This is a genomic window from Streptomyces sp. DSM 41931 (assembly GCF_050271085.1).
Classification (GTDB): Bacteria; Actinomycetota; Actinomycetes; order Streptomycetales; family Streptomycetaceae; genus Streptomyces; species Streptomyces albogriseolus.
Genome location: NZ_CP189902.1, coordinates 184,374 through 199,993, shown reverse-complemented (window position 1 = coordinate 199,993; position 15,620 = coordinate 184,374). Strand labels below are relative to the sequence as shown.

At 73.5% G+C, this 15,620-nt stretch carries 19 protein-coding genes; 7 read left to right on the top strand and 12 right to left on the bottom strand.

Annotated features, from left to right (window positions below):
* The first annotated feature begins 105 nt into the window (after positions 1-105).
* On the top strand, positions 106-603 hold the full coding sequence (locus tag ACP7TJ_RS01040) for a flavodoxin domain-containing protein (protein WP_093769710.1): 498 nt from the start codon (positions 106-108) through the stop codon (positions 601-603).
* An 8-nt stretch (positions 604-611) separates the two neighbouring features.
* Here the strand turns inward: ACP7TJ_RS01040 and ACP7TJ_RS01035 are convergent, their stop codons facing one another.
* From ACP7TJ_RS01035 to ACP7TJ_RS01025, 3 genes are all read right to left on the bottom strand, one after another.
* A complete protein-coding gene (locus ACP7TJ_RS01035) occupies positions 612-2,975 on the bottom strand; it encodes a heavy metal translocating P-type ATPase (protein WP_404715476.1) in 2,364 nt (787 codons plus the stop codon).
* Between the two features lie 42 nt (positions 2,976-3,017).
* The gene (locus ACP7TJ_RS01030; protein WP_167744192.1) at positions 3,018-3,905 is read right to left on the bottom strand and encodes a universal stress protein; all 888 of its coding nucleotides are present in this window, start codon (positions 3,903-3,905) and stop codon (positions 3,018-3,020) included.
* A gap of 138 nt (positions 3,906-4,043) precedes the next feature.
* Positions 4,044-4,682 carry a hypothetical protein gene (locus ACP7TJ_RS01025; protein WP_404715477.1) on the bottom strand — a complete coding sequence of 213 codons (639 nt, stop codon included), beginning with the start codon at positions 4,680-4,682 and terminating at the stop codon, positions 4,044-4,046.
* Positions 4,683-5,130: 448 nt separating this feature from the next.
* Here ACP7TJ_RS01025 and ACP7TJ_RS01020 point away from each other — a divergent pair, with 448 nt between their 5' ends.
* Positions 5,131-5,409 (top strand): metal-sensitive transcriptional regulator, encoded by a 279-nt coding sequence (locus ACP7TJ_RS01020; RefSeq protein ID WP_093769705.1) that lies wholly within the window; start codon positions 5,131-5,133, stop codon positions 5,407-5,409.
* A 26-nt stretch (positions 5,410-5,435) separates the two neighbouring features.
* Here ACP7TJ_RS01020 and ACP7TJ_RS01015 read toward each other — a convergent pair whose 3' ends face one another.
* Genes ACP7TJ_RS01015 through ACP7TJ_RS01005 form a run of 3 tightly spaced genes read right to left on the bottom strand, consistent with a single transcriptional unit; the run spans position 5,436 to position 7,941 of the window.
* A complete protein-coding gene (locus ACP7TJ_RS01015; RefSeq protein WP_427761728.1) occupies positions 5,436-6,185 on the bottom strand; it encodes a sulfite exporter TauE/SafE family protein in 750 nt (249 codons plus the stop codon).
* On the bottom strand, positions 6,182-6,541 hold the full coding sequence (locus ACP7TJ_RS01010) for a rhodanese-like domain-containing protein (RefSeq protein WP_367453077.1): 360 nt from the start codon (positions 6,539-6,541) through the stop codon (positions 6,182-6,184). The genes ACP7TJ_RS01015 and ACP7TJ_RS01010 overlap by 4 nt, the downstream gene beginning before the upstream one ends.
* Before the next feature lie 35 nt (positions 6,542-6,576).
* On the bottom strand, positions 6,577-7,941 hold the full coding sequence (locus ACP7TJ_RS01005; RefSeq protein ID WP_427761725.1) for an MBL fold metallo-hydrolase: 1,365 nt from the start codon (positions 7,939-7,941) through the stop codon (positions 6,577-6,579).
* Between the two features lie 188 nt (positions 7,942-8,129).
* Between ACP7TJ_RS01005 and ACP7TJ_RS01000 the strand changes: the two genes are divergently transcribed.
* Positions 8,130-8,519: a DUF302 domain-containing protein gene (locus ACP7TJ_RS01000; protein ID WP_367453075.1), complete on the top strand. Its 390-nt coding sequence runs from the start codon at positions 8,130-8,132 to the stop codon at positions 8,517-8,519.
* 26 nt (positions 8,520-8,545) lie between these two features.
* On the opposite strand, the gene ACP7TJ_RS00995 is transcribed toward ACP7TJ_RS01000, so the two are convergent.
* The 6 genes from ACP7TJ_RS00995 to ACP7TJ_RS00970 form a co-directional block, all read right to left on the bottom strand.
* Positions 8,546-8,812 carry a metal-sensitive transcriptional regulator gene (locus ACP7TJ_RS00995; protein ID WP_037938242.1) on the bottom strand — a complete coding sequence of 89 codons (267 nt, stop codon included), beginning with the start codon at positions 8,810-8,812 and terminating at the stop codon, positions 8,546-8,548.
* Positions 8,813-8,853: 41 nt separating this feature from the next.
* Entirely contained in the window at positions 8,854-9,222 is a 369-nt protein-coding gene (gene trxA, locus ACP7TJ_RS00990) for a thioredoxin (protein ID WP_167744185.1), read from the bottom strand.
* A 168-nt stretch (positions 9,223-9,390) separates the two neighbouring features.
* Positions 9,391-10,251 (bottom strand): sulfite exporter TauE/SafE family protein, encoded by an 861-nt coding sequence (locus ACP7TJ_RS00985; protein WP_380883666.1) that lies wholly within the window; start codon positions 10,249-10,251, stop codon positions 9,391-9,393.
* A gap of 5 nt (positions 10,252-10,256) precedes the next feature.
* Entirely contained in the window at positions 10,257-10,838 is a 582-nt protein-coding gene (locus ACP7TJ_RS00980; RefSeq protein ID WP_427761722.1) for a rhodanese-like domain-containing protein, read from the bottom strand.
* On the bottom strand, positions 10,835-12,244 hold the full coding sequence (locus tag ACP7TJ_RS00975) for a rhodanese-like domain-containing protein (RefSeq protein ID WP_370162348.1): 1,410 nt from the start codon (positions 12,242-12,244) through the stop codon (positions 10,835-10,837). Before ACP7TJ_RS00975 ends, ACP7TJ_RS00980 begins: the two co-directional genes overlap by 4 nt.
* Entirely contained in the window at positions 12,241-12,597 is a 357-nt protein-coding gene (locus ACP7TJ_RS00970) for a rhodanese-like domain-containing protein (RefSeq protein ID WP_167744182.1), read from the bottom strand. The genes ACP7TJ_RS00975 and ACP7TJ_RS00970 overlap by 4 nt, the downstream gene beginning before the upstream one ends.
* A gap of 230 nt (positions 12,598-12,827) precedes the next feature.
* Here ACP7TJ_RS00970 and ACP7TJ_RS00965 point away from each other — a divergent pair, with 230 nt between their 5' ends.
* The 4 genes from ACP7TJ_RS00965 (at position 12,828) to ACP7TJ_RS00950 (ending at position 15,572) form a co-directional block, all read left to right on the top strand.
* On the top strand, positions 12,828-13,286 hold the full coding sequence (locus ACP7TJ_RS00965) for a hypothetical protein (RefSeq protein ID WP_427761719.1): 459 nt from the start codon (positions 12,828-12,830) through the stop codon (positions 13,284-13,286).
* A 53-nt stretch (positions 13,287-13,339) separates the two neighbouring features.
* On the top strand, positions 13,340-13,849 hold the full coding sequence (locus ACP7TJ_RS00960) for a hypothetical protein (protein ID WP_427761717.1): 510 nt from the start codon (positions 13,340-13,342) through the stop codon (positions 13,847-13,849).
* Between the two features lie 63 nt (positions 13,850-13,912).
* Entirely contained in the window at positions 13,913-14,692 is a 780-nt protein-coding gene (locus tag ACP7TJ_RS00955; protein WP_386002148.1) for a DsbA family protein, read from the top strand.
* Entirely contained in the window at positions 14,685-15,572 is an 888-nt protein-coding gene (locus ACP7TJ_RS00950; protein ID WP_427761714.1) for a cytochrome c biogenesis CcdA family protein, read from the top strand. The genes ACP7TJ_RS00955 and ACP7TJ_RS00950 overlap by 8 nt, the downstream gene beginning before the upstream one ends.
* Positions 15,573-15,620: the final 48 nt, after the last annotated feature.

Genomic DNA, 15,620 nt, shown 5'->3' with positions numbered 1-15,620 from the left:
GAGGAAGAGACCGGGGCGCGCTCCGGCTGCCGACGGACCGGCCGCGCGCCATGATAGGGAGCGCCGGCCGCTGTCGCGTGGGGCCGTGGAAGGAGGCGGACCGCCATGGCGAAGAAGGTGCTGGTCGCCTACGGGACGACGAACGGATCGACGGCGGAGATCGCCGAGGCCGTCGCCGGAGTCCTGCGCGAGGAAGGGCTCACGGCCGAGGCGCGGGCTGCCGGGTCCGTCGCGAGTGCCGCGTCCTACGACGCGGTCGTGGTCGGCGGCGGACTGTACGCCGGCCGCTGGCACCGGGACGCCCGCCGGTTCGTCCGCCGCCACGGCAAGGAGCTGGCCGGCCGTCCGCTGTGGCTCTTCAGCAGCGGGCCGCTCGACGCCTCCGCGGCGGAGCGGGACATACCGCCCGTGCCCTGGGTGCAGAAGGCCGTGGTCCGCCTCGACGCGCGGGACCACGTCACGTTCGGCGGCTGTCTGCGCGAGGGCGCGAAGGGCTGGGTCGCCCGGATGATCCTGCGCGACGGAAAGGGCGGGGACTTCCGCGACTTCGGCCGGATCGAGTCATGGGCCGCGGGAATCGGCCGCGAGCTGAAGAGCGGCTGACGGCGCGGTCAGGGAGCGAGGGAGAAGTAGTTCTCCTCCTCCTGCGTAAAATGCAGCCGCAGCACGGTGTGCAGACCGTAGAGACAGGCACGCAGGTCCTCGAGCTGCTCCGGCTCCAGCGCGCCCTGTGCGTCGGCGAGCGACAGGTGGGCGGCCACCCGCCCGGCGAGCCGCTCGATCTCGGCGTGGGCGCGGCTCATGGTCGCCGTCGCCTCCGGCCCGCCGAGCACCGGTTCGAGAGCCGGATAGAGCTCGTGTTCCTCAGCGGACTCGTGCGGCAGCAGCCGCTCGGTGAGCAGCCGGTTCACCTCGCGCACCGACTCCAGGGCCTGCCCGTCCCCGCCGGGCTCCGAGAGCCGGGCCGCGGCGTCACGCACGGCCTGCAGCACGTCCTGCAGATCCTCGTGCTCGGCCGCGAAGCGGTGGATCAGGGCCTCGGCCGCGGGTTCGAGGGCCGGCCGGGCGCCCTGGCCCACGCGCAGGGCGCGCAGTGCGTTGAGGATGACCGCCACGTCGATGCCCTCCTGAAGCAGCGCGCCGACGGCCGGGGGCAGCAGCCCCACGGCGGCCGCGCCCATGGCCACCAGCGACAGCAGCATGCCGCCCAAGGCGCTCTGCACGGCGATACGGCGCGACCGCACGGCGATCGACGTGGCGTCCGCCAGCCGGTCCACACGGTCGGTGGTCAGGACGATGTCCGCGGCCTCGGAGGAGGCGGTGGAACCCCGCGCGCCCATCGCCACGCCGACGTCCGCGGCGGCGAGCGCGGGCGCGTCGTTCACCCCGTCGCCGACCATGACGGTGACGGCACGCCCACGTTCCGCGCGGACCGCGGCCACCTTGTCGGCCGGGGTCAGTTCGGCCCGCACGCCGTCGAGGCCCAGCACGGCGGCGATCTCGCGGGCGGGTTCGGGCCGGTCGCCGGTGAGCATCACGATCCGGTCGATGCCGGCCGAGCGCAGCCGCCTCAGGGCGCGTGGCGCGTCGTGGCGCAGAGGATCACGCAGCATGACGGCTCCCGCGGGAACGCCGTCGACGGTGAGCCAGGCGACGGCGGCGCCGTCCAGCACCGCCCGGTTCTCCGCGGCCCGCGCCCATTCCGGGACCACCGTGGTGGGCTCCAGACGGCCCACGGCCGTCCTGCGCCCGTCGACCACGCCGTACGCGCCCCGGCCGGCCTCCTCCGACACATCCGTCGCCATCGACGGCTCCAGCCCGCGCTCACGGGCCGCGTCGACGATGGCGTGGGCCAGGACGTGCGGCGAGTACTGGTCCACCGTGGCCGCCAGCCGCAGCACCTCGGCGGGTTTCCAGCCGGGGGCCGCGGTCACGTCGACCACGCGCGGGCGTCCGCCGGTGAGGGTGCCGGTCTTGTCGAGGAGCAGCGTGCGGGCCCGCCCCAGGCGCTCCAGCGCGCCGCCGTCCCGGACCACCACACCCAGCCGGGACGCCCGGGACAGACCGGAGACGATCGCCACCGGGGCGGCGAGCAGCAGCGGGCAGGGGGTGGCGACCACCAGCACCGCCACGGCCCGCACCGCGGAGCCGCTCAGCAGCCAGGCCAGCCCCGCCACCGCCACCGAGAGGGGCAGGAACCAGGCCGCGTAGCGGTCGGCCAGGCGGACGACGGGGGCCGCCTCCGCGCCGGCCTGCCGGGCGAGGCGCACGATCCCGGCGTAGGTGCTGTCCTGCTCGGTCGCCGTGGCCCGCAGGTCGAAGGCCCCGCCCGCGTTCACGACGCCGCTGCGCACCGGCTGCCCGGGCTTCCGTTCCACCGGTGCCGACTCGCCCGTGAGCACCGACTCGTCCAGGACGGCCGCCGGGCCCGCCACCTGCCCGTCGACGGGGACGACCTCGCCCGCGCCGACGACGAGGAGATCCCCCACGGCGACCTCGGAGACGGGAACCGGGCGGACCTCGGTCCCGGTGCGCCGACGGGCGGTGCGGGGCGTGTGCGCGAGCAGCGCCCGCAGATCGTGGGACGCGCGCCGCTGCGCGGCGGCCTCCAGCGCGCGCCCGGTGGCCAGCATCAGACCGATCAGGGCCCCGGCGAGATACTCGCCGACGGCCAGGGTGCCGCCGAGGGCCAGGACCGCGATGAGGTCCACTCCCGCGTGGCCGCGCCGCAGCGCGGCCACCACCCAGCCGGTCGCGGGCACGACGGCGAACGCCGTGCCCAGCGCCCAGCACAGATCGGCGGCGTCGCCGTGGCCCAGCAGCCAGAGGATGCCCCCCGAGAGGAGCGACGCGGCCGTGACGGCCAGGAGGACGGGTTCGAGCCAGGACGGTCCCGCCGGTTCCGTGGCGGGCCCCGGCGCCGGCTTCCGCGAGCCGGCCCGGCGGGTGTCGTCGGCGGGGTTGGCGTGGATCATGGCGTTCCTCACCGGTCAGCGGTTCGCGACGGGCGGCCGTCGTCAGTGACGGGCGGCCGTTCCCCGCACCACGGCGACCGGACAGTGCGCGTGATGCAGCAGGGCCTGGCTGACCGATCCGAGCAGCAGCCCGGAGAAGCCGCCGCGTCCCCGTGCCCCGACCACCACCAGCCGGGCGGTCCGGCTCGCCTCGATCAGTGCCTCGCGGGTGGGACCGTGCACCGTCTCGTGCTCCACGGCGACATCCGGGTGCCGTTCCCGGTGCCCGGCCAGTGCCTCCGACAGCAGACGCTTCTCCTCCTGGCCGAGCGCCTCGGCCGGGTTCGCGTACGGCTCGGTCGGATCCTGGGGGGCGGGCAGCGGCGCGTTCCACGTGGTCCAGGCGTGCAGCGCGATCAGGGTGCTCCCGTGCAGCTCGGCCTCCTGGAAGGCGAATTCCACCGCCTTGTCCCCGGCGGGGGAGCCGTCGACGCCCACGACGACGGGACCGTCCACGGGGGCCTCTTCGCGCACGACGAGCACGGGGCAGCGCGCGTGCGCCGCGAGATGCACCGCCGTCGAACCCACCATGAGCCCGACGAACCCGCCCATCCCCCGGGATCCGACGACCACCAGATCGGCGGCACGCGACTGCGCCTCCAGCACCGTCAACGGCTCTCCCGTCACCACGGCGTGCGACACCTCCACCTCCGGCGCCGCGGCCCGGGCACGCTCCACCGCCTCCGCCACCAGACGGTCGACCATGTTCTGCATCCCGCCCTCCGGCGGCCCCAGAGGCGACGGGCCCAGGGGAACATGCATGGCGGGCCACAGGAAGGCGTGCACCACCTTCAGGGCGGCCGTCCGCAGCCGGGCCTCCCGCGCGGCCGCCTCCACCGCGGCGAGACTCGACGCCGACCCGTCCACGCCGACGATCACCAAACCACCCACTGTGCCTCCTGAGTCCAAAGCGTTCTCGCTCCCTCCAGACTCACCCCGGTGACGTCCTGGTGCCATGGGGCTTACGGCCCGCCTCACAGGGCCATGCGGGTACACGGACGGGATGGCGCGAGGCCCGGTACTCCCGGGTCATGTCTCCCTGCCGACCCGGGTGCGCAGGTTGTGGAACTGGCGGGTCTGCATGATGAAGTGCGCGGGTTCGCCGAGCGTCAGGTCGAAAGGCCGCGTGAGCCACCGGGGACGGCCCCGACCGCGTGTGCGGACCACCAGACGCGTCTCACCGAAGGGCGCGGGCCGCAGGTGGAACGCCCAGATCCCGTCCAGCCGCGCCTGCGGCAAGGGCTCGGTCAGCGGGTCGAAGGACCGCCCTCCGGAGAGGTCCAGACCCGAGCGAAGCACCAGGGTCCGGTCCGGCTCCAGCAGCGCCACGGTGAACCAGTACGTACCGTCACGAGAGGCCTTGAGGCGTTGGCCCTCCTCCAGCTTCTGCCACTCGGGCACGATGCGGTCCGCGCTGGGGTGTCCGTAGTGGTCCAGCAGGTCCCAGCTGTACCAGCCTCCGCGGTCGTACCCCATCTGCGCCAGCCAGGGCCAGACCTGCTCCGGGGGTGCCGGAAGGTCGGTGGCCATCGTCGAGGTGCCGTCGGGGTCGGGCACCAGCTCGTCGCCGGGGTACGCGCGGGCGATCTCATCCTGCGTCGCACCCCAGGTGAGCAGCCTCGGCCGGCACCGCAGCGTGTAGAACGCCAGCGCTGCGGACGCTGTCACGAAGGGGAGCAGTCCGGCTCCCGTTCGTCGGCATGATCGCTTCTCGGACATCCTGTGCTCCCTGGTCGCCTACCTGAGCGCATCCCTCGCCTCCTTCCGGCATAGCCGCTGCGCGGCCACCGCGCGAGGGCTGGCCGGCCCTCCGTGAGGTCCGAAGGACGCAGCCCGCGGCCCCGCAGCCGCCGGGCGCGGTGGGGCAGGTTGGTCGTTCAGCGGGGGTGGGGCGGCCGTCGCCGAGGACGGTGACATGGGTGTGGCCGGTCCGTTCCGTGAGACCGGCGGTGGTCACGGCGCACCGACGGCGTAGGTTTTCAACGGCTCGGCGGGCTGGACGGAACCGACGACCATGGTGGGTGCTCATGTGCGTGAGGTGGCTTTTCGTCTCTTCGTCCGGAAGAAGCGCCGAAGGGACTAGAATACCCCAAGGGGTATTGATGGAGGAGGATGCGTGGAACTGGACATGGCGGCCGAAGAGCTGAAGAGCGTACTCAACCGGTTGCGGCGGGCGCAGGGCCAGATCGCGGGGATCATCCGGATGATCGAGGAGGGGCGCGACTGCGAGGACGTGATCACGCAGCTCGCGGCGGTCTCCCGGGCGCTGGACCGGGCCGGTTTCGCGATCATCGCGACGGGGCTGCAGCACTGCATGGCGGAGGGCGGACAGGTGAACGGGGACCGGGACGTGATGCGCGCCCGCCTGGAGAAGCTGTTCCTGTCGCTGGCCTGAGCACCGGCTCCGGCCTGAGCACCGGCTCATGTCACCGCGTCGGCGAGCATGAAGGCGGCCACGGCCAGCAGGGCCACCGCGAAGACGCGCTGCAGGCCGGGTCCTGAGACCTTCGCGGCGAGGCGTTTGCCGTCCCACGCGCCCAGGACGGCGGCCGCGATGAAGGGGCCGATCACCGCCCAGTCGAGGGAGATCGCGGCCCCCGAGCGGGTGGCGAGCGAGGCCAGGGAGTTGGCCGTGATGACCAGCAGACTGGTGCCGACGGCGGCCCGCATCTCGAAGCCCAGGACGGTGACCAGGGCCGGCACGGCGAGGAAACCGCCGCCCACGCCCAGCAGTCCGGTCAGCGCGCCCAGTCCCGCCCCCGCCGCGGCGGCCCTGCCCGGCCGAACCGATCGGGGCTCCCCGCCGGCCGGATCGGCGGGCCGGAGCATCCTCAGTGCGGCGACGGCCGCGACCACCGCGAAGGCGAGGGTGAGGACGGCCTGGGGCAGGTGTCCGGCGGCGGCTCCCGCCAGCGCGGCCGGCAGCAGGCCCGCGGCGGCGAACGCCGCGCCGGCTCTCCACCGTACGTTTCCCGCGCGGGCATGGGCGTACAGCGCGGTCAGCGAGGTCACGGTGACGATGACGAGGCTGCCGGTGGTGGCCGCGGCGGGGGAGAAGCCGAGCAGGTAGATCAGGGCGGGAACGGCCAGGACGCTGCCGCCGCCGCCGAGCGCGCCGAGTGCCAGGCCGACCACGGCCCCCGCGATCAGGGCCAGGACCAGTGCGCTCACGCGATCCGGCCGCCCTGTCCGCGCTCGTCGACGACCGGCAGTCCGGCCTTCGCCCAGGCGTTCATGCCGCCGGTGACGTCGACGGCGTCGACGCCGCGGGAGGCCAGGAGTTTCGCTGCCTGCTGCGAGCGGTGCCCGGAGCGGCAGATCGCCACCACCGGCCGGCCCTGGGCGTTTGGTGGCAGGGCGGCCCCGGCCAGCAGCCGGGTCAGGGGCAGGTGGACGGCGCCGGGTGCGTGCCCGGCCTTCCACTCCGGTGTCTCACGGACGTCGAGCAGCACGGCGGTGCCGTCGTCGGTGCGGCTGCGGGCCTGGTCGGGAGTGAGGCGGCCGGTGCCGCGGCGGAAGAGGAACATGGTGGTGCCCTTGGCTGGGGTGAGCGGACGGTTGATCAGGGGCGGGTCACGGTCAGGCCCGCCTCGCGGGCGGCGTCGAAGCCGTCGTCGACCGCGACGACGGCTCGTCCGGCGGCGTCCAGCAGGGAGGCGGCGATCGCCGCGCGCATCCCGCCCGCGCAGTGCACCCACACGGTTCCGGACGGCACCTCGTCGAGACGGCCGTACAGCTCGTGGACCGGGACGTGCACCGCCCCCTCCACGTGTCCCGCGGCGCGTTCGGAGTCGCGGCGCACGTCCAGCACCACCACCTCCTCGCCGCGCCCGCGCACCTCGGCCAGGTCGGCGAAGCGGGCCCGCGGGAAGGAGGCGAGCCGCTCGCCCTCGCGGATCCAGGCGGCCGGGTCGCCGGTGGCGGCGGCGGCCGGGCGGTCGATGCCGACCCGGGCCAGCTCCCGCTGCGCGTCGGCGATCCGCTCCGGGGTGTCGGCGAGCAGGGTGACGGGCTTGCCCCACGGGATCAGCCAGGCCAGGTAGGTGGCGAGCTTGCCGTCGCCCTCGAAGTTGAACGACCCGGCCACATGCCCCTCGGCGAAGGCCGTGCGGCTGCGCAGGTCCACCACCCACTCACCCGCGGCCAGCCGGGCGGCGATCTCCCCGGCGTCCGCGCGCCCCGGCGGGGTGAGGTCGACCGGCGCGGGGCCCGCGGCGTTGGCAGGACCCATGTGCGCGTAGTACGCGGGCACGTCGTCCAGCCCCGCGAGCATCTCGGCGACGAAGGTGTCCACGTCCAGGGTCAGCGCGTCGTTGGCCGTGCGCTCCCGGCCGATCGTGGTCGCGTCCCCCTCGGCCTGCGAGGAGGAGCAGAAGCTGCCGAAGCCGTGGGTGGGCAGCACCGGCACCTCGTCGTCCAGCTCGTCGGCCAGCCGGTGCGCGGAGGCGTGCTGGGCACGCGCCAGCTCCTCGGTCAGCCGGGGCTCGACCAGATCGGGCCGGCCCACGGTGCCGATCAGCAGCGACCCGCCGGTGAACGCCGCCGCACCGCGCCCGTCCTCTTTCAGGACGTAGGAGGTGTGGTGCGGGGTGTGTCCGGGAGTGGCGAGCGCGCGGAGCACCAGGCCCTCGTCCACCGTCACGGTGTCGCCGTCGGCGACCGGGGTGCGGGCGAAGGACACATGGGCCGCGGCCGGCACCAGGTAGGAGGCGCCGGTGATCCGGGCGAGCTCCGGTCCGCCAGTGATGTAGTCGTTGTGCACATGGGTCTCCGCCACATACGCGATGCGCACACCACGCTTCGCCGCGGCGGCGATCACCTGGTCGACGTCACGCGGCGGATCGACGGCCACCGCCGCACGGGGTCCGCCGACCAGATAGCTGCGGTTGCCCAGGCCCTCGAACTCCAGGGTGTCGACGAAGAACACGACTACGGCTCCTCATACATGAGACGGTGTACCCCGGGGGGTATCGGGCGACCCACCCACCCTAGCAGTAATACCTAGGGGGGTATTCCATTGGGCCGGACGCCCCGTCCGGTATCGCTTCCCTGGCGACGGGTACCCGGAGGGGTATCAAGGGAATCAGGTATTCCGCACCGAAGGAGCAGCGCACCGTGTCCTACGACCTCACCGTCCGCCTGGCCACCACCGACTTCGACACCGCCGTCGCGGCCGTCCGCCGGGCCCTGGCCGACCAGGGATTCGGCGTTCTCACCGAGATCGACGTGACGGCCACCCTCAAGGCCAAGCTCGACCACGACATGGAGGAGTACCTGATCCTGGGCGCCTGCAACCCGCCCCTCGCCCACCGGGCTCTGGAGGCCGACCGCTCGATCGGTCTGCTTCTGCCGTGCAACGTCGTCGTCCGCCGCGACGGCGACCACATGCTCGTCCAGGCCCTCGACCCGGGCACCATGGTCACCCTCACGGGTCTCGACGCCCTCGGGCCCGTCGCCGAGGAAGCCACCGCCCGCCTGGACGCCGCCCTCGCCGCCCTCTCCTGAGCAGCTGACCCGCCCGGGCCGGAGGGTCACGAGAGGGAGAGGAAGAGCTTCTCCATCTTCTGGGTGTCGAGGCTGTCGGCCCCGCCCTCCTGGCTCAGGCACTCCTTGAGGCCGCTGGCGACGATGGCGAAACCGGCCCGGTCCAGCGCGCGGTTGACCGCGGCGAGCTGGGTGACGACCTCCTCGCAGTCACGTCCTTCTTCCAGCATGCGCACGACGCCGGCGAGCTGGCCCTGTGCGCGCTTGAGCCGGTTGGCGGCCGACCGCACCTGGTCGGCGGGGAGCTGGACCATGGGTTCTTCCTTTCGCGAAGCCGGTCCGGGACCGGGCGCGGTCACCGACCGGGGCTCCGGGTGGCGAGAGAGGCGCGGACCTCGGCCATGTCGAGCCCGCGCACCGCGGTGATCAACTGGTCCAGCGCCTGCGGCGGCAGGGCGCCGGGCTGGGAGAAGACCAGGATGCCGTCGCGGAAGGCCATCAGCGTGGGGATCGAGGTGATGTCCGCCGCGGCGGCCAGCTCCCGCTCGGCCTCGGTGTCGACCTTGCCGAAGACGATGTCGGAGTGCGCCTCGGAGGCCTTCTCGTAGACGGGGGCGAACATCCGGCACGGTCCGCACCAGGCGGCCCAGAAGTCGACGAGGACGATGTCGTTGCCGGTGACCGTGCTCTCGAAGTCGGCGGCGGTGAGTGCGACGGTGCTCATGATGCGATTCCTTCCGATGTGCCGGAGTAGCCGGACTGACGGCCTTTGATACCCCCTGGGGTAAAGAACGCCGGACCGGGTCGGGGCATTCCCCGGGCGGCACGGCATGCCGCTGCCCCGGCGCACCGAAGGGCGGAGCACCGGGGCAGAGGGGAGGCCGGGCGCGCGCTAGACCCGGTGGACGGCGCGTCGCAGCGGACAGCGGGCGACGAAGCCGTAGCAGACGCCCGCACCGGCGCCGAGCGAGGCGACGGCCGCCAGGATCGGGACCGCTATGTGGGCGGGGGCCTGCTGGACCAGGACGAAGGTGCCCATGGCCAGCACGAACCAGGCGAAGAGCCGGGAGAGGACGTGGGCGGGGACGCGCCCGGCCAGCCGCGCTCCGGCGAAGCTGCCGACGACGGCGAACCCGGTGACGGCCAGGGTCAGGGTCCAGTCGATCTGGACGCTCGACAGGTAGCCGGCGAAGCCCGCGGCGGACTTCATCGCGATGACCAGCAGGGAGGTGCCGATGGCCACCGGCATCGGCAGCCCGCCCAGCAGGGCCAGGGCGGGGACGACGAGAAAGCCGCCGCCCGCGCCGACCAGACCGGTGGCCAGGCCGACGGCCGCGCCGTCCAGCAGGATCCGCCCCACCGGAAGCTGCTGGTGCGCCCGGTCGGGGCCGGCGTTCTTGCGGCCCCGCAGCATGGCGGCGGCGGTGACGATCATCATGACCGCGAAGGCGATCAGCAGGACGACGTCGGGAATGTGGCCGCCGATGAGCCCGCCGGTGTAGGCGCCGGCCATGCCGGCCGCTCCGAACAGGACGCCCGTGCGCCAGCGGACCCGTCCGCCGCGGGCATGGTTGATCATGCCCACGGCGGAGGTGACGCCGACGACGAACAGGGAGGTGGCGATGGCCTCCTTGGCGTCCATGCCCGCGACGTAGACCAGCAGCGGGACGGTCAGGATCGACCCGCCTCCCCCGAGCAGCCCGAGGGAGACGCCGACCAGCAGCGCGAGAACCAGGACGAGCGTCAGCGTCATGACCGTCACCTGCCGTCGGCGAGCTGGGCGACGGCCTTGCGCGGGTCGAAGGACGGGGTGCGGTTCCACGGCATCTTCGACAGCATCACGCCCATGGCACAGGTGTTGCTGATGGCGGCGAAGGCCAGCCCGCCGCCGACGAACGCGGACAGCGCCTGCATACCGGGTACGAAGAAGCTGCCGACTGCGCCGACCAGCACCAGCGAGCCGGCGACCAGGCGGACCTGGCGCTCCGTGTCCCAGCGCTCCTGACCGTAGTTGGTCGGGGCGCCGGACTTCTCCCAGGCCGTCATACCGCCCGACAGAACCGCGAGACCGGGGAGCCCGGCCTCGGCGAGGGCGCGTTCGGCCTGGCCGGCCCGCTGGCCGGAGCGGCAGACCAGCACCACGTCGGTGTCCAGGTGCTTCGTCAGCTCCTCGCGGTGTTCGCGCAGGGTGTCGAGCGGGACGTTATAGGAGCCGGGAATGTGAGCGCCCTCGAACTCGGCCGGGGAACGGACGTCGAGCAGCCGGGGCGGGTTGGCCGAGTCGAGCCGGGTGCGCAGGTCGTCGATGGTCAGGCTGCGGGGAGTGGTGGGGGTGGTCACGCGTTGATCTCCTGTCGGTTGTCGTGAGTGTCGGGGGTTTCGGGGGTGTCGGAGGCGAGGAGGCCCAGCCCCAGGTCGAGGGCGTGGTCGAAGCTGTCGTCGACGGCGACGACGTCACGGCCGCGGGCGTGGAGCAGCGCGGCGACGACTCCGGCGCGGTAGCCGCCGGCGCAGTGCACCCAGACGCGGCCCGCGGGGATCTCCTCGAGGCGGCCCGGCACCTCGTGGACGGGGATGTGCACCGAGCCCGGGATGTGCGCCTCGGCGCGCTCCTGGTTGCGGCGCACGTCCAGGACGACGAGGTCGTCACTCCCGAGGGCGGCCTTCAGGTCGCCGAAGCCGGCCCGCTCGTAGGAGGCCAGGGGCTCGCCGCCGGCCCAGTCGTCGGGGCTCCCGGTGGCCATGGCGGCCGGGCGGTCGATGCCGATGCGGACCAGTTCGCGCTGGGCCTCGGCCACGTCGTCGGCGGTCTCGCCGAGCAGGGTGAGCGGGGTGCCCCACGGGATCAGCCAGCCCAGGTAGGTGACGAACTGTCCGTCCAGGCCGAAGTTGAGGCTGCCGGCGAGGTGCCCGGCGGCGAAGGCGGTGCGGTCGCGCAGGTCGACCACCCACTCGCCGTCCTCGATCCTGCGCCGCAGCTCGGCCGGGTCCGCCACGGACGGCGCGGACAGGTCCGGCTTGCCGGGGCCGCCGGAGTTGGCCGGGCCCATGTGGGCGTAGTAGGCCGGGTAGGCGTCCAGGCCGGCCAGGAGCTGCTGGACGTAGGCCTCCTCGTCGGCGGTCAGCGCGGTGTTGGTGCGCTTCTCCTCGCCGATGGTGCTGGACAGACCGGAGGCCTGGGTCGCGGAGCAGAACGAGCCGAACCCGTGGGTGGGGTAGACGGCCGTCTCGTCCGGCAGTTCCTCGGCCAGCCGGTGGGCGGAGCGCCACTGGGCCCGCACCAGGGTGTCGGTGTGGTCCGGGCCGAGCAGGTCCGGCCGCCCGGTGGTGCCGTACAGCAGGGAGCCGCCGGTGAACACCGCGATCTGCTCGCCGCCCGCCTCCAGCGCGTAGGACAGGTGGGTGTGGGTGTGGCCGGGCGTGTGGATCGCCCGCACCCGCATGGTGTCGCCGACCTCGATCACCTGGTCGTCGCGGACCGGGGTCCGCTCGTAGGAGACCTCGTCGTCGGCGTTCACCAGGTACTGGGCGCCCACCTCGCGGGCGAGGGCCAGGCCGCCGGTGACGTAGTCGTTGTGGATGTGCGTCTCGAACACGTGGGTGATCCGCACTCCGGCGGCGTCGGCCAGTGCGGTGACGCGGTCGTAGTCGCGCTGGGGGTCGACCACCAGCGCCACGGAACCGTCGTGCGCGAGGTAGGTGCGGTCCCCCAGGCCGGGGGTCTCGACGGGCAGAACGGTGATCATCGCGTCTCCTCGGAGGTGGCGGGGGCGGTGGGGGCGCCGGGCTCGTCGCCGGTGGCGGCGGGGCGGCCGGCGTCGATCCATGCGGCGGTGCCGCCGCTGACGCTGTGGGCGTCGTAGCCCAAGTCGCGGAGCAGGGAGGTCGCCTGCGCGCTGCGGCCGCCGCTCTGGCAGATCACGTAGACCGGACGGTCCTTGGGCAGCTCGCTGAGGATCAGGGGGAGGTTGGGAAGCGGTGCCGAGCGGGCGCCGGGGACGTGTCCGGCCCGGTACTCGCCGCTGTTACGGACGTCGACGACGAGGGCGCCTGCCGCCTGCGCCTCGGCGAACCGCTGCTGGCCGATCTCGGGAACCATGCGGGGAACTCCTGCTCACTTGCCTTCAGAAATACCCTGGGGGGTATGCCTGAGCTCAACCGTAACAGGATCGGGTTTATGCCCCGGGGGGTATCCGATTGTGATGCGCCTCACGCGAGAAGTGTCGTCGGCCGGTCGTCCGGGGGCTTCGCGACCCGCAGGCGCATACCCCTGCCCGTATGCCCTATCGTGGGCTCCCGTCAGCGGTGTCGCGTCACGGAGCTCTCACGATGACAGTGCCTTCTTCGCACCACAGAGCGGGTTCCGTGCTGCGTTGCGTGCTGGTGCTGGTCGCCGTGCTGGTCTCGTCCCTGTGTGCGGCCGGGCAGTCCGCGGCGGAACCCGTCCGCGCCGAACCGGCCTCCGCCGCAGCCGACGTACGGCCCGCAGCAGGACCCCTCGCCGGCCGGACCGCTGCGGAGCAGGGCAGTCTCGATGTCGTGGAAGCCGTTGCCTTCCATGAGACGGCCGACTCCGCGTCGTCGGGCCGCGGGCACTGCGGCAAGCAGGCCACCCCCGACGCCGCCTCCACCCACGACGGCTCCCGCCCGTCCGTGCCGCTGCCGGCACCGGAACGCGAGCAGAACCGGACACCGGCCGCGCCGGCAGACCCCGACCCCGCGGGCGCCTGGCCGAGGGCCGCGCCTCCTGCTTCCGCCCTGGTACAGCTCTCCGTCCTGAGGATCTAGACCGGCCCGCGTGCCGTGTCCCTTCACCTCCTCAGCGAAACGGAGTCCTTCTCATGCCCTCCTCCCGGTCCTTGCGCCGGGCGGGAGCGACGCTGGCCGCCTGGCAGTCCCCGCAGTGGGCCGCCGCCACAGCCGGAGCCGCAGTGACCACGGTGCTGGTGGGCGTACCCACCGCGGTGGTGCCCTCGCCCCTGTTCTCCCGTTACGTCCCCGTCCAGTGGTGGAACTACCCCGTGCTCGCCGCCACCGCGGTGCTCGCCGGACTCGTCCTGGCCACCTTCGTCGCACGGCCGCGCGGCTCCCGAGCCCCGGCGGACCGCGACGATCCGTCCGCGAAGACCGTCGGCCGGCTCGGGTCGGCCGGCGGCCTGCTGTCACTGCTGGCGGTGGGCTGCCCCGTCTGCAACAAGCTCGTCCTGGTCCTGCTGGGCGCCTCCGGAGCGCTCACCTACTGGGCCCCGCTGCAACCGCTGGTGGCCGTCGTCTCCCTCGTCCTGCTGGCCGAGGCGGCCCTGCGCAGGCTCTCCACGGCCGACGCGTGCCCCGTGCCCGTCCGCCGCTGAGCCTTTCGCCGCCCCCGCGTACACACGCTCTGCTCACTCTTTCTCACCCCTCGGAGCACCACCATGCCCGGAACTTCCACACCCTCCGCGTCTTCCCGAACCCGGCGGCCACGACCTGGCCGCACCCGACGCGTCCTCGCCGTGATCGCGCTGGCCACCGCCGTCGTGACCGCCGTCCTCGCCTTCGCCCTCGGTCGCGGCACCGCCGGTACGGCCGCCCCCGCCACGGTGTCGACCCCCGAGGCACAGGAACCGGCGAACCCGGAGCTGCTCACCCTGGCCCGCCGGGACGCCGACGATCCGCTCGCCCTCGGCAGCCCGGACGCGCCCGTCGTGCTGATCGAGTACTCCGACTTCCAGTGCCCCTTCTGCGGCCGGTTCGCCCGCGAGACCAAGCCGGACCTGGTCCGCGACTACGTCGACAAGGGCATCCTGCGCATCGAGTGGCGCAACTTCCCCGTCTTCGGCGCCGAGTCCGACCAGGCCGCACGAGCCGGCTGGGCGGCCGGACAGCAGAACCGCTTCTGGCAGTTCCACGACGAGGCCTACGCCGAGCCGCGCCGGCGCAACGCGGGCGACTTCAGCGAGGACAACCTCCTCGCCATGGCCCGGAAGGCCGGCGTCGAGGACCTCGCACGGTTCGAGAAGGACATGGCCTCCGAGGCCGCCCACCAGGCGGTCACCCGGGACAGCGAGGAGGGCTACGGCATCGGGGTCACCAGTACGCCCGCGTTCCTGATCAACGGACGGCCGGTGCTCGGCGCCCAGCCCACGGACGTCTTCACCGGCATCATCGACGAGGCCGCCGAACAGGCCCGGCAGCAGGAAGACGGCGATGAGTGACCCCGGGGTGCTGGTCGCCTTCCTGGGCGGCCTGCTGGCCCTCCTCAGCCCCTGCTCGGCCCTGCTGCTGCCGGCCTTCTTCGCGTACTCCTTCACCAGCCGCACCCGGCTCCTGGGCCGCACGGCACTGTTCTACGCCGGACTCTGCCTCACCCTGGTGCCGCTGGGGGTGGCCGGCTCCTTCGCCGGGCGGCTCTTCTACGGACACCGGGACACCCTGGTGACGGCGGGCGGCTGGCTGGTCATCGCGCTCGGCGTGGCCCAGGTGCTGGGACGCGGGTTCGGCTCGCGCCGCCTGCAGCAGGCAGCCGGCGGGCGCCGCTCGGGATCCGCGGCCTCCGTGCTGGCGCTGGGCTCGGTCTACGGCCTGGCGGGCTTCTGCGCGGGGCCGATCCTCGGCGCCGTCCTGACCGTCGCGGCCATGGGCGGCAACCCCTGGCGGGGCGGCGCGCTGCTGGCCGTCTACGCCCTGGGCATGGCCGTACCGATGTTCGTCCTCGCCGCCCTGTGGGACCGTTACGACCTCGGACGCCGGCAGTGGCTGCGCGGCCGGGTGATCCACCTCGGGAGAGTACCGCTGCACACCACCTCCCTGGCCGGCGGCACGATGTTCATCCTGCTCGGTGTCCTCTTCCTGGCGTTCGACGGCACCTCCGCCCTGCCGTCCCTGATGGGAGTGGACGCGGAGTTCGCCTGGGAGGAACGCCTCTCCCGGTGGGCGGGCGCGATCCCCGACCGCGTCCTGCTGCTCGGCCTGTCCACCGTCGCGGCCGCCTCCGCCGTCGTCGTCCTGCTGCGCACTCGACCCGGACGGAAGGAGGAAGGACACCCGCCGGCGGAGCGCGCCCACGAGGACGGCACCGCTGAAGAACATCGCTGACCGCATGCGTGTCCTGGGAGGACCCTCCGGGGTCCTCCCAGAACCGGT